The sequence below is a fragment of the Pseudomonas brassicacearum genome, assembly GCF_003732265.1.
In the GTDB taxonomy this organism is placed as follows: Bacteria; Pseudomonadota; Gammaproteobacteria; order Pseudomonadales; family Pseudomonadaceae; genus Aquipseudomonas; species Aquipseudomonas brassicacearum_D.
In genome coordinates this window covers 117,767-141,535 of the sequence record NZ_MOBK01000013.1, presented here as the reverse complement: position 1 = coordinate 141,535, position 23,769 = coordinate 117,767, and the positions used below count along the sequence as shown (strand labels likewise).

The following is a 23,769-nucleotide window of genomic DNA, read 5'->3' as shown; positions in this document are numbered from 1 at the left end:
AGTCCGGGAACGCTACGCCCAGGAATTTGCCGGTTCGGCGACCACCTCGACCTGAGAACTCGACATCAGCTCCGTTAACGTGGCGCTGCCGGCAACGCCTTTTAACCTCAGTAACTCGGTCACTATTTCCGAAACCGCACGTGACCGATAGCCATTGAGCGAAAGGAACACGTCACCTCGCAACGCCACATCCGCGGAGTAAACACCGCGAAAAATCAGGCTGTGCCCGCTGTCCAGGCCGTTCATCACCAAGTGTTCATCGACCAGGCTTACCCATAACTGATCCATGATTGAAGGGTCCAGAATCAGTTTTCCCGGAATCGAGGGTGGCCGCTCAAGCGAATAACGACAATCGACGATGACCGAGTCAAGTTTCAACCAGGCCGCTCGGGTCAGTCGGCTTGTCGTAGTCCCCTGACCCATTTTGAGCACCAGGATGCTGACATCATCGGCAATCAACGGCAGAAGGTCATGGGCCGTTTTCGGCCCCTCGACCACCAGCACTTCGGCGTTACGCTGGACATAGTCGAGCGGCCCGACCGTGCTCTTTTGCGGATAGGTGTGCAACAAACCATCTTCGCGTTCGTGCAGCATCACACTGGTTTGATCCCGGGTGCCCACCAGCGTGTAGTGCGCAGTAACGGCGGCCTTCGGAATCCGGATCAATCGTCCGCTGCGGACCACATACCATTGAAGGCTGTCGGGGTCTTTGACGGACAGGAAATCGGCGCAGCGATATTCGTTCGCCAGCGCTGCCAGCCCCTCACTCAATGGCCCTTCCAGTGCTGCAACCCAGCGGCTGTCCACACCCGTAATCCGGACCGGTTCGTTGTGCTGTAAATCCACCTCCATGCCATCAAGCGTTGTTGCCTTCAGGCCCGCCCCCTCCACTTTCACGTCGGTAAAGAGCCAGGGCGCCCATTCCTGCATCGGAGCGGGCAATGCCTCAGCGTGCAAAAGCCGGGTTCCCTGGCCAAATGCAGCGTCCAAGTGTGTCGTTTCGATAAAGCGCTGGCTGAAAATCTTGCCCGTTGAAAGATCGAACAACCAAGCGGCCTGATTGTCCGGAACAATACTCAGCAACCGCACTTCTTTGCCATGACCAAGGTCTGCGAGCAACAGTCGATCCTCCAGGTACCAGGCGCACACACCGGCGTCCCCCGTAAAGTTGCTCAACCCAAGGAGTGCGAAACTCGACACCGGATACCGCGTCGACACCGCCGCCAGTTCGGACCACCACCGGGCTCGATCCTTGAACCAGGTTTCGCTCAATCCGCCCAAGCGCAGATAGCCTTCTGGCGTCATATTGAAAAACAGGCCCGCGTCGGTCAGGGCGAGATGCCCCTGCTCAACGGCGACAACATTTTTCAGCCCTGTGGGGGCAATTTCTGTGGAAGACCATTGCACGCGCCCCTCGACCATCGACCTTTGCTGGCGCACGAGGCGTTGAATCTCCTTGTCGTAGGTCACGAACACCTCGCCCTCGGCACCGTCAGCAGCAATAAGCAAAAGGGTATTCAAGGCCTTGATGGAATCCTTCCAGCCCCGCACATGGTGACGCCGGGCGGGTGCACGGATGATCAACCCGTCAACATCGCGGACCCAGACCAGATCACGGGATTTGTCTTCGCGCTGCCAACAGATCGAAACCAGCGCACCGGGACGCCAGTCCACGGTATCGATGGACGCTGGCGGCACCAAATAATTGCCCAGTACCTGTTTCCAGTCCGTCAGGGTGTCAGCCTCTAAAACCGCCTGCAGTGCTGGATCCTGACCAAGGGTGATCGAGCCGAGCAACACGGCTTGCCCATGGATCAGGAAAGTCAGTTCATCGCGCTGGCCGTCCTTGGGAACGGACTGCTGCACAATCTGAATACCGCCGTTGGCCACGGCCTCACAGCGGGCAATGGTCAAGCCATCCCTGACTAGCAAACGGTAGCGCTGAACCAGCGTGCCGGTGATCGCGTCGACCTGCCAGACATCGAAACTCGCGGGGTGATAGAAATAGGCCGAGCCCTCGACCACTGCGCCCAGCACAGCTTCATCGGCCAGCAGGACATTCGGGTCGCGGATATACAGAAAGCGATCCTGCGCCGAGTCGTAATACGCAGCCACCGTTCTCGGTTCGTCCGGTTTTTCGAACGGCACCACGAAGTTGTGAACGGACGTGTAAGGCATGGCCAGTCGATGTTCGCGGGCCAATGACTTGAAGTGATCCAGCAGCGCTTGTTCCCCGAGCGCCGGATCGGCCTCTGCCTCGACCACCTCCAACTTCAGGGCAACAAGATCAACGCGCATGATTGTGTTGCCCGCCAGTTTGAGCAACACATCGTGAACGCCGGCGCCACTGAACTTCACACCCAGCGTATCCGAAACGAGCCTGCCCGCAGCGGCTATCCGGATGTCTGCCTCCGTCAACCAGGGAGCCTGCAGTACCCAGCGCATGGCCGTGTGACCGGGTGCGTCGAGTACAAGGCTCACCCCGGGATTGAGCAGTACAGAACATTGGGCGCCGGCGCCTTCGATCCGGTAGGAAACCAGTCCATGCCACGCTTTTGGCAGGGCTGGCACCACCAGCGAACGTTCGATGTTGTCGAGACGCACGTTGAACACCGTGGGCTTGTAGACCGGGTTCAGCCGGCTGACCACGTACTCGCCGGGAAACGAGTAGAACGAAAACAGAAACTGCCATTGTCCCTGTTCATTCTTTTTCTCCAGCCGACGGGCCGTATCGAAGCCGCCAGCATGACGAAACGTGACAAACGGCAGCAACGTGTACTCATAGCCGTACCAGGTTTTGGGTGTGCCAGGCAAAACGATCGCCTGCCCGGGCTGCGGCGCGAAAGGCGCGGAGTCGGGCAACCCGAGGCCCACGCGAATGTCGGTGGCGCGGTCGTAATTCACATCGAAATCGGGAACCCCGAAATGGTCCCGCAGCGGGAACAGCCTGGGGCTGTCGAAACGGACGCAGGATGCGCGCAAATCGAGCTCGGCAAATACCGGCAAGGGGTGCGCAATCCAGGCATTCGAGGCCTTGTCCAGATGATAGCCGCCCTCTCGATAAGCCTTTTCCAGCCCCTCAAAAAACCGGGCGACTTCCTTGGCTTCCTCGGCAATGGTGGCAAACCCTTCGGCCAGCGCAGCGACGCCTACCGCCAGCCCCCCCAGAATCACTCCGGCACCGCCCAGCACCGCCGCCACCGTACCCGCCCCGGCCAATGCCGCACCCAGTCCGGCGGCGCCCAACACGGCGCTCGCGGAGTCGAACGCCAGCTGTGTGCCGAACTGCGCCTTCTCAATGTCATTGGTGGCACGGCTTAACTGGTAAATATCAAACCCGACATTCACCATCCCCAACACCGTGCCGACGCCTTCATTGGCCACATGCCCCAACGCCTTTTGCACCAACGGCGCGCTGGTGCGGGCGATCAGTTTTTCATCGTCCAGTGCCTGACGCACAAGCGTCACAACGCCAACCACATCCACCACGTTGCCGTGGACCAATTGGGCGTAATTGACATAGGCATGCAAACGAATGGCCGTGGTCAGCGCCTTGTCACCCCCGCTGGCCGCGCCCTCGTGATGGCGCAGCGCGTTCATCAAGGCTTGCACGGTGAAACCGGCATTGAGGGTATGGACACTGCCCGCCTCCGTGGGGTCAGACACGCTCGCCGATTCATGCGGTTGCGCCGCCAGCGTACGGAAGGTTTGCGAGAGGTAGTTCTTGATTCTCAGGAATCGCGGATCATCGGTGGTGAGACGCACAATGGTCTGCGCCGGATCAGCATCGACCAGACTGATTTTGTACTCGCCTGCGGGGGTGATCTCCAGCGTCTCGAACAACGCCACAGCGCTCGACGACAGCCCGTGCTGCGCCTGCAACTGGCGGGTCGCCTGGGCGATCTGACCACCCCACCAGTGGGCGTCCAGTTCCAGCAACGAACTGCCCAGTACCCCATGGGTGACCAGCGACTGCCCTCGCGCGCTCGCCAGCCGCTGTCTTACCCGCGGCGCCTGTTCTGGCAGGCTGCCCGAATCGGAAAGACTCGACACCGGGACACCCGACGACAACACCGTTGCATTAAGGCGGTCAGCGTCGAGCTCGATCAAATCAAAGGCTGGACGACCGGGCTCCCCGTAAGCGGCGTAAGGCCCGGCCATCTCTTGGCTAACAAAAAAATGGGTCAATGCGGCACTGAGCGCTTGCGCGGTATTGAACTCGAAAACACCAAAGTTCGGATCGTAGAAATGATAAGTACTGCGCTCGTCCACAACACTTTTGGCCAGCAGCATCGAGTGGTTATCCGAGTTGAGCATCAACGTGCTGCTGCCGGCTTTCGCTTCAAGCGTCGCAATCACCTGTGCCAGATCGGAGCGCACTACCAGCCCGCCGAGGTCATGGATATCGACGTCACGAAGTTCTTCGATAACGCTCACGAATGCATTCGAATCGCGGGTACCGGGTTCAATGACCGCCAGGTAAAACCGCTCGCGAAGGAGGTTGCCCGCTTCGCTCCCCTTGCTGATCGCCGCCGCCATGGCCAATGCCAACGGATAGCAACGCCCGGCGATCCGGTCACCGACGCCCTGGAGCAACAAGTCCTGTGGCACCAGTTTGAAGGTGCCTTGATCGAAGCTTTCCAGCACATCGGTCATGCGCTCGCTGATGCGGTCACGGAATTCGAGTTTGGCGACTTGCTGAATCCGGGCGACCTGGCGTCCCCATTGCAGCAAGGTCAGCGACTGCTCCAGTGCCTGCTTCTTCAGTTCAATGCTGGTCTCGGACAACGCCACTGACGGTGTCGAGGCACTGGCCAAACCGTTAACGAACGCCGGATGATTTTCTTTGAACAGCTCCCGCTCAATGGCCCCGTAACGGTGTGACACGCCCAATTCAGACACATTGTTAGCGAGGTTCTCCAGCCGCGCGCGGACGTGATCAAAGTTGCGTTGATCCATGGCCCGCGCGCCCAGCAATGAACCGATCAGCAGCCGCTGTCGCGGATCAAGTTGCTCAACCTGCAACATCCCTCGGCCAATTCGATGAAGCAATTCATCCAAAGCCAACTCTGCGGAGGCCGACTCACCGACCAGCAACGGCGGTGGCGCGATCTCCTGCGCAAGGATGGATTGACGCTCGTCAAAACTCAGCTGCAATGGTTTGTCGAAAGTCACCTCACCGCTGGTCCGCTGACTCATCGCACGCAAAAACGGTTCGCCAAGCTGTTCCGCCAGGGATTGCAGCAGTTCAGTCGACAACACATGTCGACCTTCAATGACTGGCCAGCCTTGGTCGAAATGAACCGTCTGCCCCCTTAGCAACTGATCCACTTTACCCAGGTAACGCGCCTTGAATTGCCCGGTTTCCCACCGTTGCTTTTCGTTCTTGAACCACGCCTCGGTGTCACTTTCATTTTCTTTCCAGGAGTGGTCCAACTCCTCCTCGGTGGCCCGGTTCACCGTTGCGGTGGGGTCAATCGCCACATCCGTTCGCCAGGCGCCCGCTGCGCGAGGGGTGAAATGTCTGCTTGCGTAATCCGCGAGCGCATCGCGCATCGCAGCGGGCCCGGTCAGATAGATGGTCACTTCGCTTTGCGGGCGAATACCGTCGCTGTAGTAGAAGGTCGCAGCTTTTGCCAGAAAATACAGGGCGAGCTCTACATCCATTGGCAGCGCTTGCAACGAACCGAATTGTTTTTCGACGACCTCCAGCGCGATACGACCTACCACCTCAACATCGCCCGAGACCTGCTTCTCCATAGCCAAGCGGGCCGTGGCATCAACGATTTCATAGTTGAGATTGAAGCGATTGATCACCGCGCTGACCATCGCGGATCCGGAATGCGCCATCAGAAACGCATTACTCAGGCTGCCCCCTTCGGCAACCGCTCGCAGTCCGTCCGGCCGCACGAGACGTTCTGCGGGCGCGCGAAAAACGCTATTCAACCCTGGACGACTTTTCGCGAACCGTTCCAGCGCCGGGCGATGTTCTTCAGGGATGCGCTCAAAGTAGCTTGTGTACTTGCTTCTTGATGCCTCACGACCCGGCATCCATTCCGGGTTCTGATCCAGCAACAACTGCAATACGCCCAGGCACGCATCCTTTCTGAATTGACTGATGTCCACCCCGCCCAGCGTCTCCAGAAGAGGTGGCAGGTTATCGACATCCGCATAACTTCCGCCTTCAGCCATCAAGGCCTCGATGCGCACCACATCGGAGGCTGCGGCAAAGTTGCCTCGCAGACTGATTTCCCGTTGGTAAATGGCCTGCATGTGCAGCGGTGTTTCATTCGCTGCAATATCACGGAGTTCCACACCGCCCTCGCCCATTGACGAAATACTCTGGCTATTCTTGTCCCGCAAGGCTTTCAAGTTCGCTTCATTCTGGCCATATCCACGAACCAGAAGATCAATTCGCGCATCATCGGCATTAATACCGCGCGCTACCGCCTTGTTGATATGTGCGAACATTTGTTGCTTGAGAACAATGGCCCGCTCCTCATACTTATCAACAAGATCAAGATACGATTCGCTGCCATGACCGCCATTCACCATCGCATCGGCCTTCGCGGCCTCGACAATGATCCGGTTGGTTTCATAGGCCAGTAATGCATCACTGTCGTACCAGAGTTTTACGGTATAACCCTGCCCGGCCAACACCTTTTGCCAGACATTAATATAGTCGCGCTGAATGTTTCCCAAGCCACCACCCAGCCAGACGAAGTGGAGATTTTTCGGCACTTCGGTAGCGGCGGTACTCAGCTGTTCAATGCTATTGGACAAGCGCGAGTGGAAGCCTTCGACCCTGTCGCGGATCTCAGTCAGCCCCGGCGCTGCGTCGCCCTGCTGTGCAGTGGGCTGTTCCACGCCTGCTGCGCGTCGACGCCGGCGCTTGGGCTCAACGAAAGACCCGAGGGCCTCGCGCAGCAAACCCAGCGGCGCAAACATTCTTGGAAAATCGAGCACTGTGATACAAGCAAAGTAATATCGAAATACCGCGTCGTATTCATCTGTACCTTTATGTTCCTGCAACGCCTGTTCAAGATCGGACAGTTTGAATAGATCAATAAAATTGACGTAGCCGTGTACGTGACGAACTGCTTGTTCACCCATAAAGATACTTCCCTGTAAAAATAAAAGCGGGTTACCCACCAGGACGGAGAACCCATCCAGTTATAAAACAACACTAACCTAACGATTTATCAGCTTCAAAGAAGAAAACAAACAATTAATGACCAACCAAACATTCAGAAACTTTAGACATTAAAAAACAACAGGCAAAAGACCAGAAAAAGAACAACCGCCAACAAATTCGACAGTGCACTTACACTTGAACAAAACATCGACTTACATCAAAACATCGAACGACCTGCCGCAATGACTTCCTGTTCATTAACGGCAGACCGTTATAAAAGCGGCCTCAGAAAGAGGCCGCCGACACTCACGAAGAGGGCTTGTCGCCGTACCAACGAGGCGTATACACCCACTGGCCACCCTCGGCACGCGGGAACACACAGGTCGTGGATGAGCCGATCAGCACCATGGTGCGCATGTCCACCTGCTCCGGGGTCAACTGCCCCAGCGTAGTGACGCGCAAGGTCTGGCCCGGGCGACCAATGTCCCGCCCCAGTACCACGGGCGTTTGTGCGGTGCGGTGCTGCGCGACAATCTCCAGTGCCCGCCCCAATTGCCAGGGACGCGAACGCGAGATCGGGTTGTAGAACGCCAGCGCCAGGTCAGCCTGAGACGCCAAATCCAGGCGTTTCTCGATGATTGCCCAAGGCTTGAGGTTGTCCGACAGGGACATCACGCAGAAGTCGTGCCCCAGTGGCGCACCGGCCTGAGCGGCGGTTGCCAGGGAAGCGGAAACGCCCGGCAGGATCTCCAGATCAACGCTGTGCCAGGTCGGCTCACTCGATTCGTGCAACGCTTCGAGCACCGCGGCCGCCATGGCGAACACGCCGGGATCGCCGGACGATACGACCACCACCGAGCGCCCTTGGGCTGCCAGTTCGAACGCATGGCGAGCGCGCTGCATTTCCTCACGGTTGTCGGTGCAATGCAGCACTTGATCTTCGCGAAACGGCCCGGCCATGCGCACGTAGGTTTCATAACCCAGCACGTCATTGGCGCGCGCCAGTTCGGCCTTGACCGCCGGCACCATCAGTTCGGCAGCGCCAGGACCCAGGCCAATCACGGCCAGACGACCGCGTGCACGCCCGATCTGTGCAAGCTCCAGTGGCTCGTTGGCTACCGCGATGGCGAGGCCGGTATCTGCCGACACAACGGTAGCGTTCGGCACGGTGTGGCGGGCCAGCTCGCTGACGCCGCCGTTGACCGACGCAAACCGCAGCGGCACGCCCAGCTCAAGCGCCGCTTCGCGTAAGGCCGGGCTAGCCATGTGCAGATCGCTGGCCAACAGGCACGCCAGCGATTGCACGGCGATGTTGGCCTGATGCAGCGCTGCGCGAATCGCAGTCGGCAGGTCCGCCACATCGGCGCTCACCGCCACCAGCACGCTGCGCGGGTAGATCAGCAATTCGTTGGCCGCTGGCGTGCGTTCGGCACTGCCGACATGGATCGACAATGGCGCCTGGGGATCTTCCGGCAACTGCGCCTGCGCCAGCCACGGCGCCGCGCCTTCGATGCGCACGCTCTTGCCCGAGAGCAAATCCGAGACGAAGCGTTTACCCAGTTCCAGATCACCGAGCGCGTAACCGCTGGGTGGATTGAGCAGGCAAGTGCCAAAGCGCAATTCACCGCTGGTGGTAATCGCCGCAGCGACCTCCAACCCCGCCGCAATTTCTCGCGCCATGACGTTCACGCCACCCAGCCCGCCGAGCAGCGGCACCACGGCGCTGCCGTCTTCGGCCACGGCCAGCACCGGCGGTTCGGCGCCTTTTTCCAGCAACAACGGCGCCAGCGTGCGAATGACAATGCCGGCCGCACACAGGGCAATGATCGGCGTGTCCTGTTGATAAAACTCACGCAAGGTTGCGCCGAACTCGTGATAGACACGGTCCGCGCCTTCAACCCGTTCAGCCAGGCCATGGATCAATGCGCCGGGATAAACCTGCTGAATTTTGCGCGCCGTTGCGAGGCTGCCGTTGCCCAGAATGACAATCGCCGGAACGGGACGGGCCATCAGCCTTGCCACCTTTCGCCGGGAACGATAATCAGCGAGAAGTACGGCGAAGACATCGGCTCGACTTGGTCCAGCGGGACGATTTTCTGATTGGCCATGGTTGCGCGTTCAACGTACAGCGCACGCTCCGCCAGGCCGAGTTCTTCGAGCACCTGACGGACTTTGGGAAAGTTACGCCCCAGCTTCATGATCACCGCCGCATCGGCATCGGCTAGCCGACGCTTGAGCTCGTCGTGCGGCAGCACGCCGGACAGCACCGACAGACTCTGATTGCGGTACACCAACGGCGCGCCCAGCACCGAAGCGCCGCCGAGCATCGAGCACACGCCCGGCACCACTTCAGCTTCATAGCGTTCGGCCAGACGATCGTGCAGGTACATGTAGGAGCCGTAGAAGAACGGATCGCCTTCGCAGATCACTGCCACGTCACGGCCGGCGTCCAGATGCGTAGCGAGTTCTTCGCCGGCCGCATCATAGAAATCGCTGATCACTTGCTCGTACGACAACGGCGCCGGCAGTGCTTCGGTGGTCACCGGGTACACCAACGGCAGCAGGGTTTGCGCGTCCTGCAAATGGGCTTCGATGATGCCGAAGGCGTTGCCCTTTTTGCCTTTGGCGACGAAGTACGCCACCACCGGCGATTCACGCAGCAGGCGCAGGGCTTTGACGGTAATCAGTTCCGGATCACCGGGGCCGACGCCCAGGCCGATCAAGCGTCCAGGTTGCTGCATCATTCGATCTCCGTGGCGAGGGCGTTGACGGCGGCGGCAGCCATGGCGCTACCGCCCAGCCGGCCTTGCATGATCACAAACGGTACACCGCGACTGTCGGCGGCGAGCGCAGCCTTGGATTCAGCAGCACCAACGAAGCCCACCGGGAAGCCGAGGATCAGCGCCGGTTTCGGCGCACCGGCGTCGAGCATTTCCAGCAAGTAAAACAGCGCGGTCGGCGCATTGCCGATCACCACCACGCTGCCTTCCAGGTGCGGACGCCACAGCTCCAGCGCAGCGGCGGAACGGGTGTTGCCCAACTCGCGGGCCAGGTCCGGAACGCTGTCATCGCGCAGGGTGCAGATGACCTGGTTGTTCGCCGGCAACCGCGTGCGGGTCACGCCTTCGCTGACCATCCGCGCGTCGCACAGAATCGGCGCGCCGGCGGCCAGCGCCTCACGCCCGGCCTTGCCCGCGCCTTCGGAAAACTGCAGGCCGTCGATGGCATCGACCATGCCGCAGGCGTGGATCACGCGTACCGCGAGTTTCTCCAGATCGGCGGGGATGCGCGCCAGGTTGGCCTCGGCGCGAATGATCGCGAAGGAGTTGCGATAGATCTCCTGACCGTCGCGGATGTAATCAAGCATCTAGGGGGCTCCGTGAGCGGTCGTCGAGCAAGGCTGCGACCGCTTCAATAGTAAGATTGCGTGCGTGCAGCGCGCCGAAACCGGGCTGTGCTGCATCGCGAAAATAGAGGTCGTAATGACCGGCAGAAACCGCCAGCAAGGTGATCGGCGCGATGTGCGCAGCGGCGCAGGAACGCGAGCACCCCGACAGGTGAACATTCAGCGCCTGCCCTTGGCGTTGCAACAGCGCGGCCAGTTGCCGGGCATCGCCCTTGGTGTCGGCCAGGCCTTTGCCGCAACCGGTAGCGCCGGTGCAGGCGATCAGGTTCGCCAAGGCATCGTCGGCCGAGCAGCGCAGCCCAAGTTGTTCGAGGCTGTGGATAACTTGCGCTGCATCGTCGAGAAGCACACCGGGCAGCAACAGGCTTTGCCACGGCGTGAAACGCAGGCTTGTATCGCCATGTTCCCGTGCCAGTTGTGCGACACCGCGCAGCATCGCCGGATCGAGACGCCCCAGCGGCGGCACTGCGCCGATGTACACGCGCTCGGCGTCACGCTGCGCATGTGCGCCGATGTGCAAGGCATTCGGACCTGCGATGCGCTGCCAACCCTCGATGGCTTTCAGCGGCACTCGCTCGGCCAGCCGAGCAAGAAACTCGTCGAGTGAACATTCAGCGAGCAGATGGCGCATGCGTGTCTGCTCGGGACGTGCCGCTTCAAGAAACAACTCCAGCACCGCGACGACCAGCGCATGGCCCTGATCCAGCGCCACCGAACCGGCGGGCACGTCTGTCGGGCACCCGGCCAGGCCGAACGCCCAGCGTTGTTCGCCGTCACACTCAACCGCTGCAAGCCACAGGTCATGGGGATGTTCGAGCATCGCCAAGGCTTCGCCGCCATCCAGCTGCACGGCAAATTTGGCGCTGAGGTCGTGCAAGCGTGCATCGCTTTGCAACGTGGCGAGAACCTGCCCGGCCAACGGGCGCGTGTCGATCAACAGGTGCTGGTCGATCCCCGCGCTCGGGCTGAGCATCAAGTTGCGCACATCATCGCCAGCGGCGCTGCTCGGGCCCAGCCCGGCCGCCATCAGTCTGTCGATCAAGGCTGCGTGTTCACCACCGATCCCGCGAATTTGCAGGTTGGCGCGGTTGGTCGCCTCGATCACGCCCCCGGCATAGCGTTCGGCAGCATTCGCCACCGCATCAGCCTGATCGGCGCTGATCGAGCCGCCATTCAACTTGATCCGGCAGATGCCGCCATCCAATGCCTGAACAATACGCAGCAACCCCGGGCAAGCCGAGGGGCGTAAGGCAGTGGACATCGGACGTTCGTTCAAGGGGGCGACCGGCTGTGTGGGAAAGGCGCTTCGCGGGCGAAGGCGCGGTATTATGCCTGCTTTGTCAGGCGGCATGAAAAGCCTGCCCGTCGGAACCGTCCGTTTCAGGACTATTTTTAAGGACTGCAGATGTCACCCTGGCTGACAGTAGTGGGAATCGGTGAAGACGGCTTCAAGGGCCTGGGCAGAAACGCCCGGCATGCCCTGCTGCGCGCTTCGCGGATCATGGGCGGTCAGCGGCAACTGGATCTGCTGCCGGTGTGCATCCGTGGTGAACGCCAGTTGTGGCCCAGTCCTTTTTCCCTTGAGCCGCTGTTGGCCCGTCGCGGTGAACCGGTGTGCGTACTGGCAAGCGGCGATCCGATGTTCTTCGGCGTCGGCGCCAGCCTTGCACGCCACGTATCCGCTGAAGACATGCAGATCCTGCCGGCGCCCTCTTCCTGTTCGCTGGCCGCCGCGCGAATGGGCTGGCCGCTGCAGGAGGTGGTGACACTTTCCGTGGTTGCCCGGCCGCTCGCCGCCCTCAATGCGCAGTTGTTCACTGGCGTGCGTTTGCTGGTGCTGAGCAACGACGGTCAAAGCCCGGCGGCGATTGCTGCCCTGCTGCGCGAGCGCGGTTTTGGTCCGAGCCGCCTTACTGTGCTGGAACATCTGGGCGGTGCAGCCGAACGGCGCGTCGATGGCGTTGCCCATGACTGGCATGATCCGCTGATCGCCGACCTCAACCTGATCGCCATCGAGTGCATCGCCGAGCCGAACACGCCGCGCCTTTCGCGACTGGCCGGGTTGCCGGACTCATCCTTCAAGCACGATGGTCAACTGACCAAACGCGACGTGCGCGCCATCACCCTCGCGCGCCTCGCGCCGGTGCCGGGTGAACTGCTGTGGGACGTCGGCGCTGGCAGCGGCTCGATTGGCATCGAATGGATGCGCGCCCACCCGACGTGTCGCGCACTGGCCATTGAAGCCGATGAAGGTCGGCAGCTGCTCATCGAACACAACCGCGACGCCCTCGGCGTCCCCGGCCTGCAACTGATTCGCGGCAACGCGCCACAGGCCCTGGCCGGCCTCGAGCGCCCGGACGCGATTTTCATCGGTGGCGGCGTCACCCGCGAAGGCGTGCTCGACACCTGCTGGGCGCAACTCAAACCCGGCGGTCGATTGATTGCCAACGCGGTCACGCTGCAAAGTGAAATGACCCTGATGGCCTGGCGCGAACAGCATGGCGGCGAGCTGACCCGTATCCACATTGCCCAGGCGCAGCCGCTGGGCGAGTTCGACACTTGGCGCCAGGCGCTGCCGATTACCTTGCTGGACGTGACGAAGCCCTGCGATGCGTGACGAAACCGCCGAACAACCCGCCCCGCTGCGCAGCGGCCTGACCACCGGCAGTTGCGCTACCGCGACCAGTCTTGCGGCCGCGCGCCTGTTGTTGGGCGGCATGGAGGCTGATGCGGTCGAGATCGTGTTGCCCAAGGGCAAGCACGTGCAGATGCGCCTGGAATTTTGTCGCCTGACCGACGACGGCGCTGAAGCCGGAACCATTAAAGATGCTGGCGACGACCCAGACGTGACTCACGGCGCCCTGCTGTACACGCACGTGCGCCTGAGCGTCGAGCCGGGCATTCATTTCAAGGCGGGGCGTGGAGTCGGCACGGTGACGCGCCCCGGCTTGGTACTGGCCGTCGGCGAACCGGCGATCAACCCGGTGCCGCGCAAAATGATCAGCGATCACCTGACCTTGCTGGCCGAAGAACTCGGCTACCGCGGCGGCTTCGAGGTCACCGTCAACGTCGAGGACGGCGAAGCCCTGGCGCTGAAAACCATGAACCCACGGCTGGGGATTCTCGGCGGTTTGTCGATCCTCGGCACCAGCGGCATCGTCCGGCCGTTTTCCTGCGCGGCCTACATCGCCTCGATCCACCAAGGCATCGACGTCGCGAAAACCAACGGTTACCTGCACATCGCCGCCTGCACCGGCAACGCCAGCGAAGACACCATGCGCCGGGTCTACGACTTGCCGGAAATCGCCCTGATCGAAATGGGCGACTTCGTCGGCGCCGTGCTCAAACACCTGCGCAAAGTGCCTGTGGATAAACTCAGCCTGTGCGGCGGCTTCGGCAAAATCAGTAAACTGGCGGCCGGGCACATGGATTTGCACAGTCGGCATTCGAGCATCGACCTGCCGCAACTGGCGGAATGGGCAGCGGCGGTCGGCGCTGATGAAGCGCTGCAACAGGCCATTCGCGAGGCCAATACCAGCCAGCAGGCCCTGGCGATGGCGGCTGCTGCGGGCGTCGCCCTCGGTGATGCGGTGTGTCAGCACGCGTTGGATTTTGCCCGCAGCGTGGTGCCGGCGCAGGTTCAGGTCGAAGTGTTTGCCATCGATCGTCAGGGCGGGATTGTCGGCCATGCGGGGGCTTTTCAATGAAGCGCATTTTGCTGCTCGGCGGCGTGACGGAAGCGCTGGCCATCGCTCGCACCCTTGGGCCTGAACACATTTACAGCCTGGCCGGTGTGGGCCGGGTGCCGACGGATCTGACTTGCCAGGTTCGTGTTGGCGGCTATGGCGGCGCGGAAGGTCTGGCGCAATTTATTCGCGAAGCAGGCATCGACCTGCTGCTGGACGCGACCCACCCCTACGCAGCCCAAATCAGCCAAAATGCCGCGACGGCCGCGCAGTTGACCGGTGTCACCTGCTGGGCGCTGCGCCGTCCGGCGTGGCAACCCCAGGCCGGGGATGACTGGCGCGAAGTCGGCGACTGGGCCGAACTGATCGAAGCCCTGAAACCCTTCCACCGCCCCTTGTTCACCCTCGGCCGCGAACCCCTGCAGCACTTGCACGAAATCCCGCCGGAGCAATTCTGGACCCTGCGCGCGCTGGACGTTTACCCCGGCAACGACCGCTGCGAAGTCATCGGCGCACGCGGACCGTTTGTGATCGAGGATGAACGCGAGCTGTTTGAGCGTCGGCAGATTGATGTGCTGATCAGCAAGAACAGCGGCAGCACCGCGACCGAGCCGAAGCTGGAAGTGGCGCGGGAGCGTGGGGTGCCGGTGATTGTGTTGAAGCGGCTGGTGTTGCCACAAGTTGATCGGGAGTTTAGTACGGTGGCGGACGTGCTGACAGCCCTGCCCCAGAGTCCGACACAAATCCTGTAGCAGCTGGCGAAGCCTGCGTTCGGCAGCTGCTACATAAATTGTGCAACGTCTTACATGTCTATCGGACCGCTCACACAGCATTATCCAAATCGGCTGACTCGTAAGGGCGTGACCCTTCCTCTATGTTTCCGGGCTCCATGAATGTAGCGCTCGGAGTACCGAATGACTGAGAAATTCTCCCGTTACGATATCGCTGAGTTTCTCCAGACGCCTGCGGAAATGTGGAACTACCTCCAAGCCAGTAAAGAGGAAGATTTGGGTGACGGACGCTTCATTCGCTTAGCGTTCAGAGACGTCAAACACACCATCCGCGCGCGGATTCAAAGTGACCCACATTTTGCTCAGGCAATCCGAATCGAAGTCGCTACACTCTTTCATAACGGCGAGCCGGAAATGGCTCACAGCATGCTGCTCCTGTTAACTCAGGCACTGCGACACCACACCGCACGCCGCTTTTTTACTTATCGGCCCTGATCAGGCTAAATAGCCGCGCTTGATCGCCCACCCAAACGGATTTCCCCATGTCCCGACATCGGCTTGCAATTGCCTGGATCGCCTGCTTCGCAGTGCTGTTCAACATGCTCGCCATGCCGATGAGCAATGCGATGGCGCAGTCGGCGAAATCGCCGGCCGAGCAATTGTTGTGGGGCAGTTTCTGCACCTCCAGCGGCACGAAAATGGTGGCGATTTCCCTGGGCGATCTCGAGCAGAAAGCGCCGCAAGGCGACGATCATTCCAACATGCAGCATTGCTGGTGTTGCTCGGGCGCAGCGCCTGTCGTGGCGCTGCCAGGGCATGAGCCGCAGCTGTATTTCGCGCAGTTCGAGGCCAATCGAAGCCTCCCTGCCGCTACACTCGATACCCCCACGCCGCGCCAGCAATGGCCGAGCCTCAACCCCCGCGCTTCCCCTCTGGTGTGATTCCTTCTCGCAATTGACCTGCGTTTTGAATCGCTCTGGAGAACTGCCATGTTGAACAAACTTATCGTTCTGGCCGCGTTGCTGCTGCCTGCCTGCTTTGCCAATGCCCACGAATTCACCGTCGGTGAGCTGGAAATCGCTCACCCATGGTCGCAGGAGTTGCCGCCCAACGCGCCAACCGTTGCTGCGTATTTCGTGATTCAAAACAGTGGGAAAACCGCTGATCGGCTGGTCAGTGTCGACTCGCCCATCGCAGGCGAGGCCCAGTTGCACGAACACGTGATGCAAGGCGATCTGATGAAGATGCAACAGGTGCCGAGCGTCGATGTTCCGGCGGGCGGCAACGTCACGTTTGCGCCGATGGCCTATCACGTGATGCTGGTCAACCTGAAGGACCGCAGCCTGTTGAGCGACGGCAAACGCTTCCCGCTGACGATGCATTTCGAGAAGGCCGGTGACGTGACGGTCGAAGTTGCCGTGCAGAAGAAGCCGCCGGAAGACATGCAGATGCACGCTCACGCCCAGTAACCGGCTGAGCAGACTCCGCCATGCGCCCGTCTAGCGCCAGGTCATCCGCGTCACGCCGTCAGTCATTGAGCCTGACGCGCGGCAGCTGGATCAGCCTGTTCGCCATGCTGATGATCTTTATCGGTCCGCTGATTTCTCAGTCGATGCCGATGGATCAACGCGCCTCGGCAATGACCATGAACATGTCGATGGACATGAGCATGGACATGTCGGCGATGGAGCACGCCGACCACGGTGCGCAACCCGCTGCCGAGCACTGCCCGCCCGAAGCCTCGCATCATGCGCTCTGGGAAAAATGCGGCTATTGCAGCCTGCTGTTCAACTGCCCGGCGCTGACCGGCGGTGTTTCATTCACAGCTTTCAATACCCCGCCCGCCAATACCTTCACCACCCCGTCCCCCCGCCTGGGCCACGCCCGGCAAACCGTCTTCCCCGGCGCCCGAACCCGCGCCCCGCCCATCGTCGCGTAAACACTCACCTCTGATCTCACACGGTTAAGAAGCTAGCCAGGCAAACCTGTGGGAGAGAGCTTTTGTGGCGAGGGAGCTTGCTCCCGCTTGAGTGCGCAGCACTCACAAAAGGGGCCGCTACGCAGCCCAGCGCGAGCAAGCTCGCTCGCCACAACAACTCGCTCCCACAGGGACTCTGCCTTGGCAGTCGGCCGTGTCGTTTATGCCGTTCGATGGAAATTGTCATGTCCAGGTTTTCTGCTGACTCACGCTTGAGCACTGCCCAAGCTTCTTTTGCCCTGAACAACGCCAGTGTTCGTTTCAGGCACGCCACCGCCTTCCTTTGTGGCGCTCTGTTAACACCCATGGCGCTGGCCGATGAACACGCGGCCCACATCGAGGAACTGAGCCCGACGGTGATCACCGCGATCGCCCCCAGCTCGCCGCTGACCATCGTCACCAACCCCAAGGACCCGCGCCAACCGGTGCCGGCCAGCGACGGTGCCGACTATCTGAAAACCATCCCCGGCTTTGCCCTCGTGCGCAACGGCGGCACCAACGGCGACCCGGTGCTGCGCGGCATGTTCGGTTCGCGGATGAACATCCTCACCAACGGCGGCCAATTGCTGGGCGCCTGCCCCGGCCGCATGGACGCGCCAACGTCGTACCTCTCGCCGGAAACCTACGACACACTCACCGTGATCAAAGGTCCGCAAACCGTCCTCTGGGGGCCGGGCGCATCCGCCGGAACCATCCTCTTCGACCGTGAACCGGAAAGCTTCGGCGAACTCGGCACGCGAGTGAACGCCAGCGTGCTGGGCGGCTCCAACGGCCGTTTCGACAAAGTGGTGGATGCCGCTGCCGGCGGGCCACTGGGCTACGTGCGAGTGATCGGCAACACCGCGCACGCCGACGATTATCGCGATGGCAACAACGACACCGTGCCCTCGCGCTACGACAAGTGGAACGGCGACGTCATGCTCGGCTGGACCCCGGACGCCGACACCCTGCTGGAACTGACCGCCGGCAAGGGCGATGGTGAAGCGCGTTATGCCGGGCGCGGCATGGACGGCTCGCAGTTCAAGCGCGAGAGCCTGGGCCTGCGTTTCGAGAAATCGAACATCGGCGACGTGCTGGACAAGGTCGAAGCGCAGATCTACTACAACTACGCCGACCACGTGATGGACAACTACACCCTGCGCACGCCTTCCGGGACCGGGATGATGTCCGGGCCGATGGCCTCCAACGTCGACCGCCGCACCGTCGGCGCGCGGATCAAAGGCACCTGGCGCTGGGCCGATGTGCAATTGATCAGCGGCCTCGATGCGCAAACCAGTGAACACCGCCAGCGCGGCAGCATGGGCGTCGACACTTACAAAGACTTGCCCTATACCGAGGACGCCGACTTCCACAATTACGGTGTTTTCAGTGAACTGACCTGGTACGCCGCCGACCGTGACCGGCTGATTACCGGCGCGCGCCTGGACCGCGCCTCGGCCAAGGATTACCGGCAAACCATCGGCTCCGGGATGACGACCCGCCCCAACCCGACCGCCGACGACACCCGCGCCGACACCCTACCAAGCGGCTTCGCCCGATATGAGCATGATCTGGCCGACAGCCCGACCACCCTCTACGCCGGCCTCGGTCACACCGAGCGTTTCCCGGATTACTGGGAGCTGTTTTCACCCAAGCTCGGCCCAGTCGGCTCGGTGAATGCCTTCGATTCGATCAAGCCCGAGAAAACCACCCAGCTCGACTTCGGCCTGCAATACAAAACCGAAGACCTCGACGCCTGGGCCTCGGGCTACGTCGGCAAAGTCCACGACTACATCCTGTTCAACTACCTCCCGACCCCGATGGGCACCACCTCCCAGGCGCAAAACATCGACGCGCGAATCATGGGGGGCGAGCTCGGTGCGGCTTACCGGTTGACCTCCAACTGGAAGGCCGACGCGACCCTGGCCTACGCCTGGGGCAAGAACAGCAGCGACGGCAACGCACTGCCGCAAATGCCGCCACTGGATGCGCGTTTCGGCCTGACCTACAGCGAAGACAACTGGAGCGCCGGCGCCTTGTGGCGGGTGGTCGCGGCGCAAAACCGCATCGACCGGAACAAGGGCAACGTCGTCGGCAAGGACTTCGACAAGACCCCGGGCTTCGGCGTGTTCTCGCTCAACGGTGCCTACCGGATCGACAAGCACTGGAGGGTCAGCACCGGCGTCGACAACCTGTTCGGCAAGGCCTACGCCGAGCACTTGAACCTGGCCGGCAACGCCGGTTTTGGCTACCCGGCCAATGACCCGCAGGCCATTAAGGAACCGGGGCGAACGCTCTGGACCAAGGTGGACATGAGCTTCTAAAAGCATCGCGAGCAGGCTCGCTCCCACAGGTACACCACCGTCCATGTAGGAGCGAGCCTGCTCGCGATCGGTTGCAACGCAACCGCCAACAAACAACTAAAAGATCCAAGCCAAAGCGGAGCACACGTGATGAAACAGCCCAAAGTGAATTTCTACAACCTGGCCTGGCGCTGGCATTTCTATGCCGGTCTGTTCGTGGCCCCCTTCATGGTGATGCTGGCCCTGACCGGCACCCTTTATCTGTTCAAACCGCAACTCGATCCGTTGATGTACGCCAGCCTGATGAACGTCCCGGCCGGCCACCACACCGTGTCCGCCGACGACTTGCTCAAGCGCGTGAAAGAGGCGTATCCACAAGCGACGATCAAACAGTACCTGCCACCGGTCAACGCCGAACGCAGCGCGCAATTCGTCGTGATCAACGGCGGCACTGAACTTAACGTGTTCATTGATCCGTACCACGGCGACATCCTCGGCGAGCAAGACGCCAAGAAAAACCTGCAGGCCATTGCGCGGGCGATTCACGGCGAGCTGATGATCGGCACCGTCGGTGATCGACTGATCGAAATGGCCGCCGGCTGGGGCATCGTGCTGGTGGTGTCCGGGGTGTTCCTGTGGTGGCCGCGCGGCCAGGCAGCGGGTATTTTGTGGCCACGCCTGAGCAGTCGCGGTCGCGTGTTGTGGCGTGACCTGCACGCGGTCACCGGGTTCTGGGGCGCGTCGTTGCTGCTGGTGATGTTGCTCAGCGGCATGACCTGGACCGGTTTCTGGGGCCAGCAATATGCCGGCGTGTGGAACGTGTTCCCGGCCGCCATGTGGGACAACGTGCCCACCTCCGATGTCGAGGCGCGCAGCCTCAACACCGCCACGCAACAGACCGTGCCTTGGGCGATGGAAAACACGCCGATGCCGATGTCCGGCGGCGACCACGCCGAACACATGGCTCACGGCGGCGCACAGGCCGGCCCCGCCGCCCCGACCATCAGCCTGCAAGACGTGCAGGACATCGCCGTGCAACGCAAGGTCGAGCCGGGTTACAGCATCACCTTCCCGAAAACCGCCACCGGCGTGTTCACCATTGCCGTGTTCGCCGACGACCCGCGCAACGATGCCACGCTGCACGTCGATCAATACACCGGCGACGTTCTCGCCGACGTGCGTTTCGAGCACTACGGCACCGTCGCCCGCGCCACGGAAATCGGTGTGATGCTGCATGAAGGCAAGATGTTCGGGGTGGTCAACCAGATCATCGTGCTGCTGATTTGCCTGATGATTTTGCTCAGCGCCGTCAGCGGCGTAGTGATCTGGTGGAAGCGTCGGCCACAGGGCAAATTCGGTGTGCCGCCGCTGCGTCATGACCTGCCGAAATGGAAAACCGCGATGGTCATCATGTTCGCGTTGGGGGTGATGTTTCCGCTGGTGGGAGCTTCGATGGTGGTGGTCTGGGTGCTGGATCGTGTGCTGTTGTCGCGTTTCAGCCGACAAACTGAATCGGCCTCATCTTCATCATGAAACAGGCGAGATGCGCGGGTTAGAGGGGCCTGTAGACTTCCAGCGCTTATCTCGCGCTCATATTTAGTGTTACTGTGTAACGCAGGATAGCGTTCTGATCCTAAGGCCCCTTCGCGAGCAAGCCCGCTCCCACATTTGATCTGTGTCGGTCACAAAATTTGTGTACAAACAGATCAAATGTGGGAGCGGGCTTGCTCGCGAAGAGGCCATCAGCATGACCGAACATCTCAGAGTTAACGCATGACCTCGCTGAACCTCAAACACCTCGCCTGGACACCCCTGGGCCACGGCCATTGTCATCACCAGTTCCAGCTGCGTGATGCCTCGCTGCACGTGGCCGCCGGCGAGTTCGTCGGGTTGATCGGCCCCAACGGCAGCGGCAAGACCAGCCTGTTGCGCTGTGCCTGGCGCTTCAGCAAACCCGAGAGCGGCGAGGTCCAGCTCGATCACCACAACGTCTGGAAGCAATCCTCCCGTTGGTGCGCGCAACGCATCGCCGTGGTCTTGCAAGAATTCCCCGACGCCTTCGGCCTGACTGTTGAAGAAGTGGTCGCCATGGGCCGCACGCCGCACAAAGGCCTGTTCGATGGCGACACCCTCGAAGACCGAAAGCTCGCGACCCAGGCGCTGGAATCCGTCGGCCTCAACGGCTTCGAAGACCACGCTTTCGCCACCCTCTCGGGCGGTGAAAAGCAGCGGGTGATCCTCGCCCGCGCCCTGGCGCAACAACCGCAATTGCTGATCCTCGACGAGCCAACGAATCACCTCGACCCGCGCTATCAGCTGGAACTGCTGCAACTGGTGAAACGCCTGCAGATCGGCACCCTCGCCAGCATCCACGACCTCAACCTCGCCGCCGCTTTCTGTGATCGGCTGTACGTGATTAGCCACGGCCGCATCGTCGCCAGCGGCCCCCCCAAAGAAGTCCTGACCGCCCCGCTGCTGCGCAACGTTTTCGGCGTCGAAGCCTTGATCGACGAACACCCCTTGCACGGCTACCCACGAATCACCTGGATCACCCAACCATGACGTTGCGCCCCCTGCTCTGTGCCGCCCTTCTGCTGGTCAGTGCCCAGGCCTTGGCCGAGGCCACTCACTACCCGCTGACGATTCAAAGCTGCAACCGCGAAGTGACCTTCAAGCAAGCGCCGAAACACGCGGTCAGCCACGACATCAACATGACCCAAATGATGCTCGCCCTTGGCCTCAAACCGAGCATGGCCGGCTACAGCGGCGTGAGCGGCTGGAAGTCGGTGACGCCCGAAATGCAGAGCATCCTCGACGGCTTGCCGGAGCTCGCGGCCAAATACCCGTCGGTGGAAACCCTGCTCAATGCCAACGTCGATTTCTTCTTCGCCGGGTGGGATTACGGCATGCGCGTGGGCGGCGACCTGACGCCGCAAACCCTGCAACCGTTGGGCATCAACGTCTACGAACTGACCGAGTCCTGCGCCTTTGTGATGAAGCGCCCGGCCGCCAGCCTCGAAGACACCTACAACGATCTGCGCAACCTCGGCAAAATCTTCGACGTGCAGGACCGAGCCAACACCTTGATCGCGCAGATGCAGGCGCAAGTCGACGAGGTGCGCCAGGACCTGCCGGCGGACAAGCCGCGCGTATTCCTTTACGACAGCGGTGAAGACCGCGCCATGACCTCCGGCCGCCTCGGCATGCCGCAAGCGCTGATCGATGCGGCGGGCGGGCGCAACATTCTCGATGACGTCGACGCGAGCTGGACGCGGGTCAACTGGGAGAGCGTGGTCGAGCGCAATCCGCAGGTGATCGTGATCGTCGACTACGGCGAAGTCACTGCCGAACAGAAGGAGCAATTCCTGATGAACAACAAGGCGCTGCAATCGGTGGACGCGATCAGGAACCAGCGCTTTATCGTCATTCCTTACGTGCAGGCCACGCCCGGTATCGACAACGTGTTGGCGGTTGAAACCCTGGCCAAAGGGTTCCACGGCGAATGATCAATCGTCGCTACGCCCTGTTGCTGCTGGCCCTCGGTGCGTTGTTGCTGGTGTCGTGCGTGATGTCGCTGGGTTTCGGCCCCGCGCGAGTGCCGGTGGACGTGGTGTGGCGAATTTTACTGCACAAGGTGTTTGGGTTTGGCGAGGTGAGTTGGTCGGCCGGGCAGGAACACATCGTGTGGCTGATCCGTGTGCCGCGCATGCTGCTCGGCGCATTGGTCGGCGCCGGGCTGGCGTTGATCGGCGCGGTGCTGCAAGCGGTGACGCGCAATCCGCTGGCCGATCCGCACCTGCTCGGGGTCACGTCCGGCGCGACCCTGGGCGCGGTGATTGTGGTGTTGCATGTCGGTGAGATTGTCGGGCTGCTGACCTTGCCGATTGCGGCGTTTATCGGTGCGTTGGTCAGCATGTTGATTGTGCTGGTGATCGCTAATCGTCATGGGCGGCTGGACAGTGACCGGTTGCTGTTGTGCGGGGTGGCGGTGTCGTTCGTGATGATGGCGATGGCTAATCTGCTGCTGTTTCTGGGCGATCACCGCGCCAGTTCGGCGGTGATGTTCTGGATGCTCGGCGGGCTTGGGTTGGCGCGCTGGGAATTGCTCGCGGTGCCGGCGGCTAGCGTGTTGCTGGGGTTGGGATTGCTGTTGGGCATGGCTCGGCCGTTGAATGCGTTGATGGCCGGCGAGCAGACAGCGGTGACCCTCGGGCTCAATGCGCGCAGCGTGCGGTTGCGGGTGTTTTTGATTGCGTCGCTGATGACCGGGGTGCTGGTGTCGATCAGCGGGTCGATTGGATTTGTCGGACTGATGGTGCCGCACATTGCGCGGCGAATGGTCGGGGCGGAGCATCGGCGATTGCTGCCGGCGTGCGTGTTGCTTGGCAGCTTGTTCCTGGTCTGGGTCGACGTCGCCGCCCGCACCCTGATCGCCCCCGAGGACTTGCCGATTGGCGTGGCCACGGCGGCGATTGGCGGGTTGTTTTTCATCGGTCTTATGCGACGCCGATGAGCCGTGCCAGCCCGGAAGGCACGGCTCATCCGGCGCTC

At 61.4% G+C, this 23,769-nt stretch carries 17 protein-coding genes; 12 read left to right on the top strand and 5 right to left on the bottom strand.

The annotated features are described in order from the left end of the window. Positions 1–12: 12 nt before the first annotated feature. From BK660_RS27345 to cobG, 5 genes are all read right to left on the bottom strand, one after another. Positions 13–7,113, bottom strand: coding sequence for a TcdA/TcdB pore-forming domain-containing protein (locus BK660_RS27345; RefSeq protein WP_185045229.1), 7,101 nt, complete (start codon positions 7,111–7,113; stop codon positions 13–15). 328 nt (positions 7,114–7,441) lie between these two features. Further along, positions 7,442–9,145, bottom strand: coding sequence for a precorrin-3B C(17)-methyltransferase (gene cobJ / locus BK660_RS27340; protein ID WP_123435961.1), 1,704 nt, complete (start codon positions 9,143–9,145; stop codon positions 7,442–7,444). Next, on the bottom strand, positions 9,145–9,876 hold the full coding sequence (locus BK660_RS27335; protein WP_123436030.1) for a precorrin-2 C(20)-methyltransferase: 732 nt from the start codon (positions 9,874–9,876) through the stop codon (positions 9,145–9,147). The genes cobJ and BK660_RS27335 overlap by 1 nt, the downstream gene beginning before the upstream one ends. Continuing rightward, positions 9,876–10,502, bottom strand: coding sequence for a precorrin-8X methylmutase (locus BK660_RS27330; RefSeq protein ID WP_123435960.1), 627 nt, complete (start codon positions 10,500–10,502; stop codon positions 9,876–9,878). The genes BK660_RS27335 and BK660_RS27330 overlap by 1 nt, the downstream gene beginning before the upstream one ends. Then, positions 10,495–11,802, bottom strand: coding sequence for a precorrin-3B synthase (gene cobG, locus BK660_RS27325; RefSeq protein ID WP_311202913.1), 1,308 nt, complete (start codon positions 11,800–11,802; stop codon positions 10,495–10,497). Before cobG ends, BK660_RS27330 begins: the two co-directional genes overlap by 8 nt. Positions 11,803–11,946: 144 nt before the next feature. Between cobG and cbiE the strand changes: the two genes are divergently transcribed. From cbiE to BK660_RS27260, 12 genes are all read left to right on the top strand, one after another. After that, positions 11,947–13,158 (top strand): precorrin-6y C5,15-methyltransferase (decarboxylating) subunit CbiE, encoded by a 1,212-nt coding sequence (gene cbiE / locus BK660_RS27320; protein ID WP_123435958.1) that lies wholly within the window; start codon positions 11,947–11,949, stop codon positions 13,156–13,158. After that, entirely contained in the window at positions 13,151–14,248 is a 1,098-nt protein-coding gene (locus BK660_RS27315; protein WP_123435957.1) for a cobalt-precorrin-5B (C(1))-methyltransferase, read from the top strand. Before cbiE ends, BK660_RS27315 begins: the two co-directional genes overlap by 8 nt. Next, positions 14,245–14,979: a cobalt-precorrin-6A reductase gene (locus tag BK660_RS27310; protein WP_123435956.1), complete on the top strand. Its 735-nt coding sequence runs from the start codon at positions 14,245–14,247 to the stop codon at positions 14,977–14,979. The genes BK660_RS27315 and BK660_RS27310 overlap by 4 nt, the downstream gene beginning before the upstream one ends. A gap of 162 nt (positions 14,980–15,141) precedes the next feature. Next, positions 15,142–15,453, top strand: a complete 312-nt coding sequence (locus BK660_RS27305) for a hypothetical protein (RefSeq protein WP_123435955.1) — start codon at positions 15,142–15,144, stop codon at positions 15,451–15,453. 47 nt (positions 15,454–15,500) lie between these two features. Then, positions 15,501–15,899 (top strand): DUF2946 domain-containing protein, encoded by a 399-nt coding sequence (locus BK660_RS27300; protein ID WP_123435954.1) that lies wholly within the window; start codon positions 15,501–15,503, stop codon positions 15,897–15,899. Positions 15,900–15,947: 48 nt separating this feature from the next. Then, entirely contained in the window at positions 15,948–16,427 is a 480-nt protein-coding gene (locus BK660_RS27295; RefSeq protein ID WP_123435953.1) for a copper chaperone PCu(A)C, read from the top strand. Positions 16,428–16,447: 20 nt separating this feature from the next. Next, a complete protein-coding gene (locus BK660_RS27290; protein ID WP_123435952.1) occupies positions 16,448–16,897 on the top strand; it encodes a DUF2946 domain-containing protein in 450 nt (149 codons plus the stop codon). 224 nt (positions 16,898–17,121) lie between these two features. Beyond that, positions 17,122–19,239, top strand: coding sequence for a TonB-dependent copper receptor (locus BK660_RS27280; protein ID WP_123435950.1), 2,118 nt, complete (start codon positions 17,122–17,124; stop codon positions 19,237–19,239). A gap of 129 nt (positions 19,240–19,368) precedes the next feature. Then, complete coding sequence (locus tag BK660_RS27275) at positions 19,369–20,751, top strand: PepSY-associated TM helix domain-containing protein (RefSeq protein WP_123435949.1); 1,383 nt, start codon at positions 19,369–19,371, stop codon at positions 20,749–20,751. 240 nt (positions 20,752–20,991) lie between these two features. Next, positions 20,992–21,780: an ABC transporter ATP-binding protein gene (locus BK660_RS27270; RefSeq protein ID WP_123435948.1), complete on the top strand. Its 789-nt coding sequence runs from the start codon at positions 20,992–20,994 to the stop codon at positions 21,778–21,780. Then, entirely contained in the window at positions 21,777–22,724 is a 948-nt protein-coding gene (locus BK660_RS27265; RefSeq protein WP_123435947.1) for an ABC transporter substrate-binding protein, read from the top strand. The genes BK660_RS27270 and BK660_RS27265 overlap by 4 nt, the downstream gene beginning before the upstream one ends. After that, complete coding sequence (locus tag BK660_RS27260; RefSeq protein WP_123435946.1) at positions 22,721–23,731, top strand: FecCD family ABC transporter permease; 1,011 nt, start codon at positions 22,721–22,723, stop codon at positions 23,729–23,731. Before BK660_RS27265 ends, BK660_RS27260 begins: the two co-directional genes overlap by 4 nt. Positions 23,732–23,769: the final 38 nt, after the last annotated feature.